The sequence below is a fragment of the Brenneria sp. L4-2C genome (genome assembly GCF_040240335.1).
GTDB lineage: Bacteria > Pseudomonadota > Gammaproteobacteria > Enterobacterales > Enterobacteriaceae > Brenneria.
Genome location: NZ_JBEIAC010000004.1, coordinates 271,048 through 285,858, shown reverse-complemented (window position 1 = coordinate 285,858; position 14,811 = coordinate 271,048). Strand labels below are relative to the sequence as shown.

General features: G+C 60.4%; 12 protein-coding genes. 10 read left to right on the top strand and 2 right to left on the bottom strand.

Annotated features, from left to right (window positions below):
• Positions 1-300 precede the first annotated feature (300 nt).
• The 9 genes from ABRZ26_RS09130 to ABRZ26_RS09090 all read left to right on the top strand — a co-directional run bounded on the left by ABRZ26_RS09130 (position 301) and on the right by ABRZ26_RS09090 (position 12,825).
• Positions 301-1,854, top strand: a complete 1,554-nt coding sequence (locus tag ABRZ26_RS09130) for an ABC transporter permease (RefSeq protein WP_502880290.1) — start codon at positions 301-303, stop codon at positions 1,852-1,854.
• Positions 1,851-2,660 carry an ABC transporter ATP-binding protein gene (locus ABRZ26_RS09125; protein ID WP_319603940.1) on the top strand — a complete coding sequence of 270 codons (810 nt, stop codon included), beginning with the start codon at positions 1,851-1,853 and terminating at the stop codon, positions 2,658-2,660. Before ABRZ26_RS09130 ends, ABRZ26_RS09125 begins: the two co-directional genes overlap by 4 nt.
• A gap of 13 nt (positions 2,661-2,673) precedes the next feature.
• Positions 2,674-4,464: an aryl-sulfate sulfotransferase gene (locus ABRZ26_RS09120; protein WP_319603939.1), complete on the top strand. Its 1,791-nt coding sequence runs from the start codon at positions 2,674-2,676 to the stop codon at positions 4,462-4,464.
• Between the two features lie 516 nt (positions 4,465-4,980).
• The gene (locus ABRZ26_RS09115) at positions 4,981-5,784 is read left to right on the top strand and encodes an ATP-binding cassette domain-containing protein (RefSeq protein WP_319603938.1); all 804 of its coding nucleotides are present in this window, start codon (positions 4,981-4,983) and stop codon (positions 5,782-5,784) included.
• Positions 5,781-6,623 carry an ABC transporter ATP-binding protein gene (locus ABRZ26_RS09110; protein WP_319603937.1) on the top strand — a complete coding sequence of 281 codons (843 nt, stop codon included), beginning with the start codon at positions 5,781-5,783 and terminating at the stop codon, positions 6,621-6,623. The genes ABRZ26_RS09115 and ABRZ26_RS09110 overlap by 4 nt, the downstream gene beginning before the upstream one ends.
• Positions 6,624-6,688: 65 nt before the next feature.
• Entirely contained in the window at positions 6,689-7,936 is a 1,248-nt protein-coding gene (locus ABRZ26_RS09105) for an MDR family MFS transporter (protein WP_319603936.1), read from the top strand.
• An 8-nt stretch (positions 7,937-7,944) separates the two neighbouring features.
• Positions 7,945-9,459: an ABC transporter substrate-binding protein gene (locus ABRZ26_RS09100; RefSeq protein ID WP_319603935.1), complete on the top strand. Its 1,515-nt coding sequence runs from the start codon at positions 7,945-7,947 to the stop codon at positions 9,457-9,459.
• Between the two features lie 33 nt (positions 9,460-9,492).
• Complete coding sequence (locus ABRZ26_RS09095; RefSeq protein ID WP_319603934.1) at positions 9,493-11,271, top strand: ABC transporter permease subunit; 1,779 nt, start codon at positions 9,493-9,495, stop codon at positions 11,269-11,271.
• 90 nt (positions 11,272-11,361) lie between these two features.
• Positions 11,362-12,825, top strand: coding sequence for an AMP nucleosidase (locus ABRZ26_RS09090; RefSeq protein ID WP_319603933.1), 1,464 nt, complete (start codon positions 11,362-11,364; stop codon positions 12,823-12,825).
• A 34-nt stretch (positions 12,826-12,859) separates the two neighbouring features.
• On the opposite strand, the gene dksA is transcribed toward ABRZ26_RS09090, so the two are convergent.
• Positions 12,860-13,279 (bottom strand): RNA polymerase-binding protein DksA, encoded by a 420-nt coding sequence (gene dksA / locus ABRZ26_RS09085; protein ID WP_319603932.1) that lies wholly within the window; start codon positions 13,277-13,279, stop codon positions 12,860-12,862.
• Between the two features lie 75 nt (positions 13,280-13,354).
• On the opposite strand from dksA, the gene ABRZ26_RS09080 reads away from it, so the two are divergent.
• A complete protein-coding gene (locus ABRZ26_RS09080; protein ID WP_319603931.1) occupies positions 13,355-13,594 on the top strand; it encodes a hypothetical protein in 240 nt (79 codons plus the stop codon).
• On the opposite strand, the gene ABRZ26_RS09075 is transcribed toward ABRZ26_RS09080, so the two are convergent.
• Positions 13,591-14,796, bottom strand: a complete 1,206-nt coding sequence (locus ABRZ26_RS09075) for a CobW family GTP-binding protein (protein ID WP_319604002.1) — start codon at positions 14,794-14,796, stop codon at positions 13,591-13,593. The genes ABRZ26_RS09080 and ABRZ26_RS09075 overlap by 4 nt on opposite strands.
• Between the last annotated feature and the right edge of the window lie 15 nt (positions 14,797-14,811).

Here is a 14,811-nt window from a genome sequence, read left to right as displayed (position 1 = left end):
TCAGTAAAAAAAATCATATGGCCGATCAGTTTCCGCCAGCCTGCCGGCGGCGGCGCATCAACCGCTGGGCGCCGATGCCGGTAAATAACGGGCGCGGCGAGAAAAGCCGGCGCAGGCGCGGCTGGAAACCTGGCGGTGAGAAATACGCCTTCAGACGGCAATCATGCAGATATGCATTTTTTGCACGTCCGCTATCGGATTAATGCATTGGCCTTCGGCGCTAAAACCTGTTTTTTATTCTTTATTAATCCGCCCCGGCTGGTTTCAATAAAGAAAATGAATAAGGTTATTGTGCTGAAAATGTTTCCATTGACCTGGCCCACGCTGCCGAAAGCAGCGTTTTATCCTCTGGTCGTGCCGCTCGGCCTGCTGTTGCTGTGGTTCATCAGCAGCCGGCATGGCTGGATGCCGCCGCAGATCCTGCCCTCGCCGGCGATGGTCGCCCGCACGGCGGCCGAACTTTGGCAGGGCGACCTGCTGTCGCAGTTGCTCGTCAGCCTGCGTCATCTGTTCGCCGGCCTGCTGGCGGGCGTGCTCGCGGGTACCCTGCTGGGGGCGCTGATGGGCGCCTCGCCGCGCGCCGCCGGTCTGCTGCACCCGACGGTCTATGCCCTGGCGCAAATCCCGACGCTGGGCTGGATCCCGCTGTTCATGGTGCTGTTCGGCATCGACGACGGCCTGAAGCTGGCCGTGATCGTCAAAGCGGTGATTGTGCCGGTCACGCTGCATACCCAGAGCGGCGTGAGCAACATTCCCCATGCATTACTGGAAGTCGCCCGCACCCTGCGCCTGCCCTGGCGGCAGCGGCTGATTCGCCTGACGCTGCCGGCCATGCTGCCGGTGTGGCTGGTCGGCCTGCGGCTGGCGCTGTCGCAAGCCTGGGTATCGCTGATCGTGGTGGAACTGCTGGCGTCGTCCCAGGGCATTGGTTATCTGCTGGTCTGGGGGCGCCAGCTATTTCAACTGGATATCGTGTTCGTCTGTATCGCGGTCATCGGTCTGGCCGGGCTGGCGATGGAATGGACGATCAACCGACTGGAGCAGCGGCTGGTCTACTGGCCGCATCCGCCGGTCAGCCGGCTGAACGCTCAGCCCTCTCGCTGGCTGAACGGTTTACTTTTGCCCGTCGCGCTGCTGGCGCTCTGGCGTCACGCCAGCCTGGCCGGCTGGGTCGACGCCGCGCTGCTGCCGCCGCCGTCCGACGTGCTGCACACTCTGATTCAGGGGCTGCGCGACGGCGTATTGCTGGACGCCATGCGCCACAGCCTGATGCGCGCGCTGGCCGGCGCCGCAGTCGGCGTCAGCGCCGGTCTGCTGCTTGGCATTGTGCTGGGTCTCAGCCCGCGCGCCGATGCAATGATTACCCCCACTGTCGCCACGCTGCGCCAGATTGCGCTGTTCGCCTGGCTGCCGTTGCTGACCGCCTGGGTCGGCAACGGGGAAGCGGGCAAGGTGGCGTTCGTGGCGCTGGCCGCCTTCTTTCCCATGCTGGTCGCCAGCCATCGGGGAATTCGGCAGCGCTCGCTGCAACTCCAGGAGGTGGCGCAGGTGCTGCAACTTTCGCTGGCGCTACGGCTGCGCGTGCTGATCCTGCCGGGCGCGGCGCCGGCCATTTTCGCCGGTTTACGCCTGTCGCTGATTTATGCCTGGCTCGGCACCATCGGCGCGGAATATTTCATGGCGTCGAACATCGGTATCGGCAGCCTGATGATTAACGCCCAGCAGTTGCTGGATATGCCTACCATCATCAGCGGCATGTTGCTGATCGGCATCACCGGCGCCGCCATCGATCGCGCCGGTCTCAGTCTGGAAAAACGCATGACCCGCTGGCGCACCGCAGGAGAATCCGCATGAGTTCCATCGACATCAACCACCCGCCGGTGGTGCAATTTGAACATTTGACCAAGCAATTCAATGTGAAAGGCCAGCCGATGACGGTCATCGAGGACTTTTCGCTCGCCCTCTATAGCGGCGAGCTGGTGGCTATCGTCGGCAGCAGCGGCTGCGGCAAATCCACGCTGCTTCGCATGCTGGTCGGGCTGGATAACGACTATCAGGGCGACATTCTGGTCGACGGCAAGGCGGTCAACGGCATCAGCCGCGACCGCGGTATGGTATTTCAGGAGCCGCGACTGTTTCCCTGGCTGACGGTGCGACAAAACATCGCGCTGGGACTGGCGCAGGAAAAACAAAGCCAGGCAACGCGCGAACGGCTGATCGACCATTTTATTCAGTTGGTTCACCTCGGCGAGTTTGCCGACGCCCTGCCCGCCCAGCTCTCCGGCGGCATGGCGCAACGCGTCGCCATCGCCCGCGGGCTGGTGGCCAACCCGCGCATCCTGATGCTGGATGAACCCTTTGGCGCGCTGGACGCCCTGACCCGTCAACAGATGCAGCAGGAACTGCGGCGCATCCATCAGGCGGAAGGCACCACGACGCTGCTGGTGACGCACGATGTGGAAGAAGCGGTCTACCTGGCCGACCGCGTCGTGGTGCTGGCGCCGCGCCCCGGCCGCATCCGCCATATCGCCGCCCTCAGCCAGCCGCACCCCCGTCGGCGGGACAGTCCGGCTTTTCATCAACAGTGCGGCGAGCTGCTGTCGCTGTTAACGCATCCCGACATGCCGGCGTCGCCGGAACCCTCACTGACCTCTTTCTGAATGGAGCTTTACCATGGGACATCCTTCCGTCTACCCCACCGGCACCACTATCTATGACCCGGAGAAAGCCTGGGGCGGTTATACCGTCTTTCAGGCGCTGGAAAGCGGCGCCGTGCTGATCGACATGAACGGCGCCGAACTGCGCCTGTGGGAAGGCCTGCACGGTTTTCCCAATAAAATCCTGCCCGGCGGCTACATTCTGGGCCACAGCGGCGAACGCGATCCGCGCTACGGCATGCAGGATATGGTCGATCTGATCCAGGTCGACTGGGAGGGCAATATCGTCTGGAAATTCAACGGCTATGAAAAGATCGCCGATCCCGACCTGCCCGTCGAATGGATGGCGCGCGCCCATCATGACTATCAGCGCAGCGGCAATCCGGTGGGCTACTATGCGCCGGGGCTGGAGCCTCAGTCGATTGGCGGCAATACGCTGATTCTGGCGCACAAAAACCTGCGCAACGATCGCATCAGCGATAAATTGCTGCTCGACGACACCATCATTGAAGTGGATTGGCAGGGCAATATCCTGTGGGAGTGGCGTTGCAGCGATCACTTCGATGAATTGGGCTTTGACGACGCGGCGAAAAGCGCCATCTACAATAACCCCAATATGCGCAAGAGCGGCGGCGGCATGGGCGACTGGATGCACATCAATTCGATGTCGGCGCTCGGCCCCAACCCATGGTTCGATCAGGGCGATACCCGCTTCCATCCCGATAACATCATCTGGGACGCGCGTGAATCCAATATTATCGCCATCATCGATAAGCAAAGCGGCGACATCGTCTGGAAACTGGGGCCGGACTACAACACGCCGGAGCTGAAGCATCTGGGCTGGATTATCGGCCAGCATCACGCCCACATGATCCCCGCCGGATTGCCCGGCGCAGGCAATATTCTGGTGTTCGACAACGGCGGCTGGGCGGGTTACGGCGCGCCGAATCCGGCGTCCGCCGACGGCGTTAAAAACGCCTGGCGCGACTACTCGCGCATACTGGAAATCAACCCGGTGACGCTGGATATCGTCTGGCGCTATTCCCCCTATGAAGCCGGGCTGCCGCAGCCGACCGACGCGTTCCGCTTCTACAGCCCTTATATCAGCAATATTCAGCGCCTGCCCAACGGCAATACGTTCATCAACGAAGGGGCGAACGGACGCATTTTCGAGGTGACGGCGGAACACGATATCGTGTGGGAATATATCTCGCCGTACTGGGGGAAAACCGTCAACACCAATATGCTTTATCGCGCCTATCGCGTGCCTTATGACTGGGTGCCGCAACTGGCGCGTCCGCAGGAGACCCCGGTAGAAGCGCCGGATAACACGCGCTTTCGTCAGCCGGGCGCCGCGCAGCCCGGATTCGCCAGCGTGATCCGCGTCGACGGCGTCCGTCCTTACAAGAAAAGCGGCGATGCGCTGTGCGTGGCGACCGACAGCGAAGACCTGAAGCGCAGCCCCAAATTGTTTACCGTCAATCGTTCGCGCTTCACGCCGCTGGACGAAAGCGCATGGGAAGATCTCAGCCGGCAGCCGACGCCGCAGATCTTGCTGGTCGGCGCGGAGCGCTGCGTCCACTGTAAGAGCCTGTATAAACAGCTGGAGACGGTGCTGGACGAAGCGGCGTACCGCCAGCTAGACAGTCACTATCTGGATGCCGATCGTCATGTCGAACTGGCGCAACGCCTCGCGGTGCGATCGCTGCCGACGCTGCTGTGGCTGGAACAGGGCGAGGTCAAAGCGCGCGTCAACGGCGTTCAGCAACCGCAGGCGCTGCGCCAGTGGCTGAGCAATGTCGGATAACCCTGAGTCAGGCATTGATAACCTAGACCTCCCCTTCGCCTGTCTTTTATACACAAATGCAGGGAGCGCTGATGGGGTTGGTTGTTATGCGGCGTAAAAAATTATGCTGAGGAGATAGCAGGCTTAGGATGAGCCGCATGGATGCGGCGAAAGCTTGCGCCACGTCGGGAACGTGTCGCAAGCGGTCCGTTAAGCCTGATACCGACGAAGGCACCGCGCAGCGGCATAATTTAGCCGCAAGCCCGGGTTCATAGGGGGGTGGCGTTTGACCCCCCTATGTCGGGCGCGTGCTACGACGTAGCATGGAAATGGCGGCATTGTGGCGCACGAAACTGCCTCTGAGTCCGCATAAAAACGTGACTAAAAAACAGTCGCCGAGGAGGAAAACCGCAACGATATCCGGTCATCGGAAAATAATTACGTTCGGGCGACCCTGCGCAATATTTCTTTTGCATTATCTCGTTTCATTTTGTTATGTTATTACATAACGAAAAACAATGACGATATTCAGTGATAATGACGAACAGCGACAACCCGGCCGATAGCGTATTAGAGGTGGATAACCTCGGTCTGTCCATTGGCGCGGAATGCAAAATCAGCGGACTCACCTTTCGCCTGCGCGCCGGAGAAAAAGTTTGTCTGATCGGCGCATCCGGTTCCGGTAAATCGTTAACCGCCAAAATGGTGATCGGCACGCCGCCGGCGGGCTGTCGCATCAGCGGACAAATCCGGGTCAACGGCGTAGACGTGACGCACCGACACGCCCTTGCCCGGCCGGTTGGCGCACGCGTGTCCGCGGTATTTCAGGACTCGTCCACCGCGCTCAACCCGCTGATGACGCTGGGCAAACAGTTGTCGCTGGCGTTGGCGGCCTCATCGCCGGCTGAACTCGCCCTGCTGCTCGACGACATGGGACTGGGCGATATTCCCAACCTGCAACAGCGTTTTCCAGCCGAGTTGTCCGGCGGTCAGCGCCAGCGCGTCTGCATTGCATTGGCGCTGTTGGGACGCACCCGTTTGCTGGTGGCCGATGAACCGACGACCGCGCTGGATGTCATTAGCCAACAGCAGGTACTACGGGTGTTGCAGGAGCGATGCGCGCAACCTTCCGCGCCCGCCCTGCTCTTTATCACGCATGATATCGCCGTCGCCGCGCAGCTTTGCCAGCGCGGGCTGGTGATGGAACAGGGCCGTCTGGTTGAAGACGGCAGCATGGCGCAATTACTGAATGCGCCGCGACATCCTTATACGCGTCGTCTGGTCAGCGCCGCTCGCCAGGCCGATCTGTCTCTGCCCGACGTGGGAGCCCTTGCCGGATGAGCCGACATCTACACGACGTTTCCATCCCCTTTTTAAGTATGGAACGCGTCAGCCGTTATCGCGCCGCGCCGCGGTTCCCGTGGCGAAAAGCCGCTGCCGGCAACGCCATCTTTCTCGATCTGTCGCTAAGCCTGCAACGCCGTGAACATGTTGGTCTGGTCGGCGTATCCGGCTGCGGCAAATCCACGTTGCTGAAAACGCTGCTGGCGTTGGACACGCCGGACAGCGGCACGATACACTGCGACGGCCAATTGGTGCGGCCCGGTTCCGTTCGCTCGCTGCTGTGGTATCGCCGTCGCGTGCAGTACATTCCGCAGGATCCGGCCGGCTCGCTGGATCCGCGCAAACCGGTCGCCTCGCTGATTGCCGAGCCATTGAAACGTCTGAGATGCGGCGAAGACATTTCGTCATGCGTGCGCGACGTGATGGATCAGGTCGGCCTGAGCGTCGGCTTATTGGCGACCCCTGCCGGTCTGCTGTCGGGCGGACAGGCCCAGCGAGTCGCGATAGCCCGCGCGCTGGTGACGCGTCCTGATTTTTTACTGGCTGACGAACCCATTAGCGGGCTGGATTTACCGCTGCGGGAACAGATAAAAAGCCTGCTACAGCAGGTGACGTTGCAAAATAATATGGGATTGCTGATGGTGTCGCACGACATCTCAATGATCGCCGGTTTGTGCGAACGCATGCTGGTCATGGACGAGGGACGTATTATCGAAGATCGCCCGACGCCCGATGTGCTGGCGGCGCCGCGGCATCCGCAGACTCGTCGGTTACTGGCGGCCATCCCTTCGTTAACTACGCCCTTTCACACCGTCGCCGACCGTGCGGCGATGTGAAAAATGCAAGGCATATACCCCATCGATTTCACGCTGCCGGGTATTTTGAATTAATGGATGATTCTATGTCAGATCTCGCAAACAACCGTGCCGTTCAGCCTTACCCGCCGCTATTACTGGGCAGCCAGTTGGTTTTCAATATCGGTTTTTATGCCGTCGTTCCCTTTCTGGCCATCTTCCTGCGTGACGACATGCTGCTTTCCGGCTGGACGATCGGGCTGATTATCGGCTTAAGAACCTTTTCGCAGCAGGGCATGTTTCTGGTTGGCGGCGCGCTGGCCGACCGGTTCGGCGCGCGGGGCATTATTCTGTGCGGCTGCGTGGTGCGCATTGCCGGCTACCTGTTGCTGGCGCTGTCGGATTCGCTGTGGCCGATTATCCTCGGCGCCTGTCTGACCGGCGTGGGGGGCGCGCTGTTCTCGCCGTCGATTGAAGCGCTGATGGCGCAGGCGGGAACCCACAGTGAAAAACAGGGCAAACGCAGCCGTTCGGAATGGTTCGCGCTGTTCGCCATCTGCGGCGAACTGGGCGCGGTGCTCGGCCCGTTGCTCGGCTCCATGCTGGCCGGATATGGTTTCCAGCGAGTCGCGCTGGCCGGCGCACTGGTCTTTTTACTGGCGCTGTTCATCCTGTTTTTCAGCCTGCCCGCAACGCCGCGCAACCAGTCAACCCTGCATATTGCGCCCTGGTGGCAGACTTTCCGCCAGCGACGTTTTGTGGCGTTCATCATCGCCTACAGCGCCTATCTGTTCAGTTATAACCAGCTCTATCTGGCGCTGCCGGTGGAACTGCATCGCGCCGGCGGCAGCGAAAAGGATCTCGGTCCGCTGTTCGTGCTGGCCTCGCTGATGGTGATCGCCCTGCAACTGCCGCTGGCGCGGTTCGCCCGCCGTCAGGGCGCGGCCCGTATGCTGCCGCTGGGATTCGCCCTGCTGTCGGCGTCGTTTTTCAGCGTCGCGCTGTTTGCTCCCCTCGCGCCGGCAGAAGGCTGGCTGCGCCTGCTGCCGGCCATCTGCCTGATTAGCCTGTTGACGCTGGGGCAGATGCTTATCGTTCCCGTCGGCATGGATCTTATTCCGCATTTCGCCAATAACCATAACCTCGGCGCACACTACGGCGCGCTGGCGTCGATGGGCGGCGTGGCGGTGCTGACCGGCAATTTTCTACTCGGCGCGCAGCTTGACCTCGCGCTGACGCCATCGCCGCAGGCGGCGATCCCCTGGCTGATGCTGGCGACCGTTCCGTTGTGCAGCGCATTGGCGATGGTGCTGATTTGCCGTCCTTTTAAACATCCTCATTTTTTAAATCAATAGGATATCCGATGAATGCTCGCACCTTACGGCCGCTTTCCGGTCTGCTTTGCGCTACCCTGCTGCTTGCCGGCTGCTTCAATGAACCCGAGGAGAAACAGGCCGCCGATGGCGGCGGCCGCTTAAAGCTGGCGATGCTGCAACCGCCGCGTTCCGGCCTGACCCCGTTGAGCGATGATGCCTTTAAACTGTCGCGCTGGAGCACGGCGGAGACGCTGGTGACGCTGGATCCGCTCGGCGAAGCGCAGCCGGCGCTCGCCACGCAATGGCGGCAAATCGATGATAAAAGCTGGCGTTTTGAACTACGCCCGAACGTCCGTTTTCATGACGACAGCGCGCTGAACGCCGCGACGGTGGTCAACGCGCTCACGGTCGCCGCTTCCGCCGCGCCGAAACCGCGCATCCTTGACGGCGTTCAGATGACCGTCGCGGCGGACGGCGATAATGCGGTCATCGTATCCACCGCCACACCGGATCCGCTGCTGCCGCAGCGTCTTTCCAGCCCGCAGTTGGCCATTTTATCCACCCGCGCTTATGGCGAAAACGGCGTGGTTAACCCGCAGAACGCCGGCAGCGGCCCCTTTGTGCTGCGCAGCGTGAACGGCACCAGCGGCGCCGCGCTGGACAGATTCGAGGGATACTGGGGCGACAAAGCGCAGGCCGACGGCATCGACGTCAGTTTTGTGCCGGACGGCGCGGCGCGCGCCGCCGCATTACGTACCGGCGCGGCCGATATCGTGGAAGCGATTCCGGTCTCTCAGGCGCCGTTGCTGGATCAGAAACTGGTGCATGAAGTTCCGATGCCGCGCACCAATACGCTTTACCTCAATACCCAGCAGGGAGCGATGCAAGATCCGGCGTTGCGCGCGGCGGTGCGTAACGCGGTGAATCGCCAGCAACTGGTGGACAACGTTTATGAAAAACGCGCGGACGTCGCTCAAGGATTGCTGGGGCCGGCGCTGCCGTGGGCCGCTACGCTGCGTCAGCCGGTCGCCAATCCGGTCGCGGCGGCGGCGCCCAACGGCGTCAGCATCACGCTGGCGACCTTTAGCGATCGCGCAGAACTGCCCGAAGTCGCGGTGTATCTGGCGCAACAGCTTACCGCCGCCGGTTTCACGGTAAAACAGGTGGTGCGCGAATATGCCCAGATTGAGTCCGACGCGCTGGCGGGCAAATTCGATGCCTTCATTTTGTCCCGCGCCACGGTGCTGGACTCCGGCGATCCGGTGGCCTACCTGTATAGCGATTTCTCCTGCGAAGGCTCTTTCAATATTTCCCAGCTCTGCCGCCCGGAAATCGACCAGGCTTTGCGGCAGGCGGCCGCCATTCCGGCGGGCGATGCCCGACGTCAGGCGATTATGCGCGCGGAAAATCTGATTTTAGCCAGCGACGCGGCCATCCCGATGCTGCATGAACGGGTGATCCAGGGCGAAAGCGCACAGGTCGTCGATGCGCTGCGCGATCCGCGCGAACGCGCCTTGATCAACAGCGCCACCCGCATCGACCCGAAGAAAACAACCGAGTAACGCCCGTATCGCCCTAATGAGTGAAAATCCGTCATGAGTGAACCTTTATATTGCCGCACCTGCGCCGGGGTCGGCCGCACCCTGCCGCCCCGTTACGGCATGCTGATCCCGTTGTTTTCCCGCCTGCTGACGCTGGCGGGCATCGTCGCGCTGATTGGCATCTTGCCGTGGCTGTCGGGGCAGGATCCGGCGTTGGCGCTGCTGCGCGCGCGTTCCGGCGATCAGGAAGCCACGGCGGAAACCCTGAATGCGATCCGCCAGGCGCTGGGTCTGGATCAGGGGCCGTTGCGACTGCTGGCGAACTGGCTTGGCGGCTTACTGCGCGGCGACGCGGGCAATTCATGGGTATCGGGGCGTCCGGTCTTACCGGGGATGTTGCAGGCGGCGGGCGTCTCGTTGACTTTGATGGCGTCGGCCGCGCTGGTCGCCTTTTCGCTGGCGGCGTTGCTGTGCGCCAACACGTTCCGGCAAGGGTTGCGGGGACGGATCCGTCGCTCAAACGGTCTGTTCGCCGCCATGTTCACCGCGCTGCCGGAATTTCTGCTGGCCTCGTTCCTGTTGATTGTCGGCGCGGTCTGGCTGCAATGGTTTCCGCCTTACGGCTGGAATGGGCCGTATTATGCGGTATTGCCGTCGCTGGCGCTGGGCATTCCCGCCGGCGGCTATCTTGGCCGCATTATTGCCGATGCGCTGACGGCGACATTCAGCGAGAGCTGGCTGACGACCTGGAACGTGGCGGGGATCGGCCGCCGCCACCTTGCGCTGGCGGTGCTGAAGCGCACCTTGCCGAGCGTCATGCCGCTGGTGGGACTGGTTTTAGTCTCCCTGACCGGCGGCGCCATCGCGGTGGAAAAAGTGTTCGCCATACCGGGACTGGGCCGCGCGACGCTGGGCGCGGCGGCGGCGCAGGATCTGCCCGCGCTACAGGCGGGCGTGCTGATTTTACTGGTTATCGCGTCGATTGCCGGCATGGCCGCCGCCGGCGTGCGGTGGCTGATACTTGGCCGCGCGCTGAACAGCGGCGCGATGCCGGTGCCGGCGGAAAACCAGATGACGGCCTCGCGCTATGCCATCTGGCTGCCGGTCGTTTGTCTGCTGCTGTTAATCGCGCTGCTGATCGCCGGGCTGCCGCGCGATCCCTATACCTCCGCGTTTTTACGTTTGCAAACGCCCTCTTTCGCCCTGCCGTTCGGCGCCGATGCCATGGGGCGCGACCTGCTGGCCCGCGTCGCCCACGGTACGCTGAATACCTGCCTGCTGGCGTTCATGGTGTCGCTGGCCTGCCTGGCGATTGGCTTATTGATCGGGCTGTTCCCGCGCCTGTTCATCGGCCCGGTGGAAGTGACCAATGCCCTGCCCCCGGTGATCGCCGGCCTGCTGGTGGCGGCCATCAATGGCCCGACGGCGGCGGGCGCGGCGATTGCGGTGACCGCGGTCAGTTGGGCGCCGCTGGCGGCGCACACCGCGGCGCTGGTGTCTGAAATAAGCGCCCGCCCTTACATTCGCATGCTGCCCGTGATCGGCGTCGGGCCGGCGCGGCGCAGTCTGTTTTACGTCTTGCCGGCGCTGGCCGGGCCGTTGTTCCGTCATGCCATGCTGCGGCTGCCGGGTATCGCGCTGGCGCTGGCCTCGCTGGGATTTCTGGGGCTGGGGGCACCGCCGCCGACGCCGGAATGGGGACGCGTGCTGGCGGAAGGCATGCCCTATATCGAACGGGCATTCTGGGGAGTGCTGGCGCCCGCCGCCGCCTTGAGCATTCTGTCGATCCTGGCGGTCAGCGCCGCCAATCTGTCCGGCGCGACAAAACATTAAAAAACCAAAGGTTCGTTTTTACTTTGACTTTCAGCTAGCCTGTTACAACATGACTAGCTGAAAATCAAAAAAACCAATGGAGAAACGAGTATGGGTAACAACGGATCCAGCGCGAACCTCACAACCGCTGAGGCGCTTGATAAACTGGAAGCGTTGTACGACAACGCAGTTTCAGCACTGCGTGATGCCATAGGGGATTTTATCAACCACGATAAATTACCTGATGTGAAGGCGCGCGCCGAGGGGCTGTTCGCCTATCCTGAACTGCGCGTCAAATGGGACGGCATCTCGACCGGTCACCCCAAACACCGAGCCTATGGACGCTTTACCCGACCGGGCAACTATGCCACCACTATTACCCGACCCGCCTTTTTCCGCCACTATCTGCAAGAACAGTTGACGCTGCTGGAAGAGGAATACGCCGCCAGCATTGAGGTGGTTCCCTCGCAGCAGGAGATCCCCTTTCCTTATGTCCTGGACGGCTCCGATCTTATCCTCGATCGCTCGATGAGCGCCGGGATCGCCAAGCATTTCCCGACGACCGAGCTGTCGAAAATCGGCGATGAAACCGCAGACGGGTTATTCCACGCCACCACAACCACCTCTCCGCTGTCGCATTTCGACGCGCTGAGAACTGATTTTTCTTTGGCGCGGCTGCGCCACTATACCGGTACCGACGTGGAGGCGTTTCAACCTTTCGTTCTGTTCACCAACTATACCCGCTATGTGGATGAATTCGTGCTCTGGGCCTGTAAACAGATTACCGATCCGGATAGTCCGTATGAAGCCCTGGCCTGCGCCGGCGACGTTTTTATCACCCCGCAGACCCCGGAGCCGGAACAAACCGTTTCCGACCTTACCTGGAAAAAACATCAGATGCCGGCCTACCATCTGATTTCACGCAACGGCAAAGGCATTACGCTGGTCAACATCGGCGTCGGCCCGTCCAATGCCAAAACCATCTGCGACCACCTCGCCGTGCTGCGTCCGCACGCCTGGCTGATGATCGGCCACTGCGGCGGCCTGCGTGAAAGTCAAACCATCGGCGATTACGTGCTGGCGCATGCTTATCTGCGTGACGATCACGTGCTGGATTCCGTGTTGCCGCCCGATATTCCGATTCCGAGCATCGCCGAAGTCCAGCGCGCGCTTTATGACGCCACCAAGACGGTAAGCGGCATGCCCGGCGAGGAAGTGAAACAACGCCTGCGCACCGGTACGGTGGTCACCACCGACGATCGCAATTGGGAGCTGAGATATTCGGCCTCCGCGCTGCGCTTTAATCTCAGCCGCGCGGTGGCCGTCGATATGGAAAGCGCGACCATTGCCGCGCAGGGTTACCGTTTCCGGGTGCCTTACGGCACGTTGCTCTGTGTTTCGGACAAACCGTTGCACGGTGAAATCAAACTGCCCGGTCAGGCTAACCGTTTCTATGAAGGCGCGATTTCGGAGCACCTGCAAATCGGCATCTGCGCCATCGATCTGCTGCGTGCGGAAGGCGACCGTCTGCATTCACGCAAACTGCGCACCTTCAACGAACCGCCTTTCCGTTAAATGCGGGGCAGTATGCCCGCGGGTATGCTGCCGACTACCTTTTTTTTGATAATTCCTTGATTTCCTGCGTCTCTTTCGCATCGATACTTAACTCCGCCGTCGGCCTTAGCAACAGACGGCGCAGCCCGATGGGATCTCCCGTTTCAATACAATAGCCGTATTCGCCGGTGCGAATACGTTGCAATGCCGCATCGATTTTCGGCAACAAACGGCTTTCACGATCGATCTGCCGAAACAGCATTCTCAGCTCTTCCTCTCTGGTCGCCTTATCTCCGTCATCACCGTACTGTTCGCTGAATTGGATCGCGCTTTTCAGTTCATCAATGTGGTTAAGCAGGCTGGCGCGTTCGTTGATAAGCCGGCTTTTAAAAAAATCCAGCTGCTGCTGGTTCATGTAATCTGCCGACGGCATGGCCAAAATTTGTAATTCTTCATTTTGCGATGATTTAGGCATCTTTGCCTCCAAAGATAGAATCCACTCTTTTGTTATGTTATAACAAACCAATATTATTGATGACAGGCAACCATAATGCAAAAACACGCCTACCTGTTGTTCCTTTTCCTTGTTGCGGCGAAATCCCCCGCCTTTCAGGCCAAAATCGCGCCGCAAGACCTTCCGTCCGCTGGCGAGCTAAACAATCTTGAGAATAGGTTGTATCACGTGTCTGCAATGACGATGCAAACGCTCCATCCGGGCGTATGCAGCGCCGTTTCCATTGATGGTTGCGGCTGTCCTTTCTGCGTACAGTTGAGAAACATCGGCCGCTAAACCCGGTTGTTCAACCTCGCAATGCTTTGCGGCCAGGGATCGTCGAATTCGCCGCCGCGCCGCCAGTACTCGATTTCGTCTTCCGTCAGAAAACAAGTTCGCAACGCCGGCACAAAGCGCGCCAACGCCCGCCGTTGGCCGATGAGCGTTAAGCGACAGCGGCGATCGCCGAAACGTCCCGGCATCAAGTCTAGTTGCTGTTGTAATATCTGTCGTTCGGATTGACTCAACCGGTTATCGCGATGGTTAAGTATTCCCGCTTTCCAGTAGCTGATGAACTCCAGACCGATGGCGCCGGCGGCCTGATTCCACAACAACGCGAGATCGTCGCGGCCCGGCAGCCAGAAAAAGCCTTTACTGCGATGAATGCCGACGCCGAGCGCCTGGTGATAAACCTGCCACAATCGCTGCGGATGAAATGGCCGCTCGTCCTCGACCACCTGGCAGGCAAGATCATAAGGATGACGGCTGGCGGAATTCGACGTTGCAAGCTCATCTTCCAGTTCGGCAATCAGCTTTTCGACGCGATGGAAATCATAGTCCGGCCAGGACAGTAAATCATTCAGCCTGATATTGCCCCAGCAAGAGGAGAGAATATCGACGTAAGGGTTCAATGGATGAACAGCCTGAGCGATATCCCGCACCGTTTCCGCCGCCAGCCGATCGGCTTTCGTCAGCAGCAGTTGGCTGCAAAACATGATTTGCTCCGCCAACAGGTTGTCAATGGTACGCGTCCCGTGCGCCAGGTTTTGTTGCAGCCGGGGGATCAACCGCGTTCCTGTCGCATAGTCCTGTTGCAGCATGAGCGCATCCACCAGCGTGATAACCCCTTTCAGCGCCACGGCAGGATGAGTATGGAAGTATTTGATCAGGGGCAGCGGATGGCTGCTGCCGGACGTTTCCAGCAGGATATGGGCGGGCTGATTTTTCGCCAGCATAGCGCATAACGCGCGATCCAGTTTCGCGATCCCGCTGACGCTGCTGATGTCATCCGCCGAAATACTGACAAAGTTGCTGTGCTGTTGATCGACGATTTCAGTATTGGCGATCAGTACGCCATCCACATCCAGTTCACTCATATCGTTAACGACGATACCGAGCGGTATGCCGTGTTGATGCGACTGGACCAGCAAACTTTTCAGCAAGGTGGTTTTTCCTGCCCCTAAAAAGCCGTTTAAGAGGGTCAATGGGATTTTCATGATGGCATCCAACTCTCG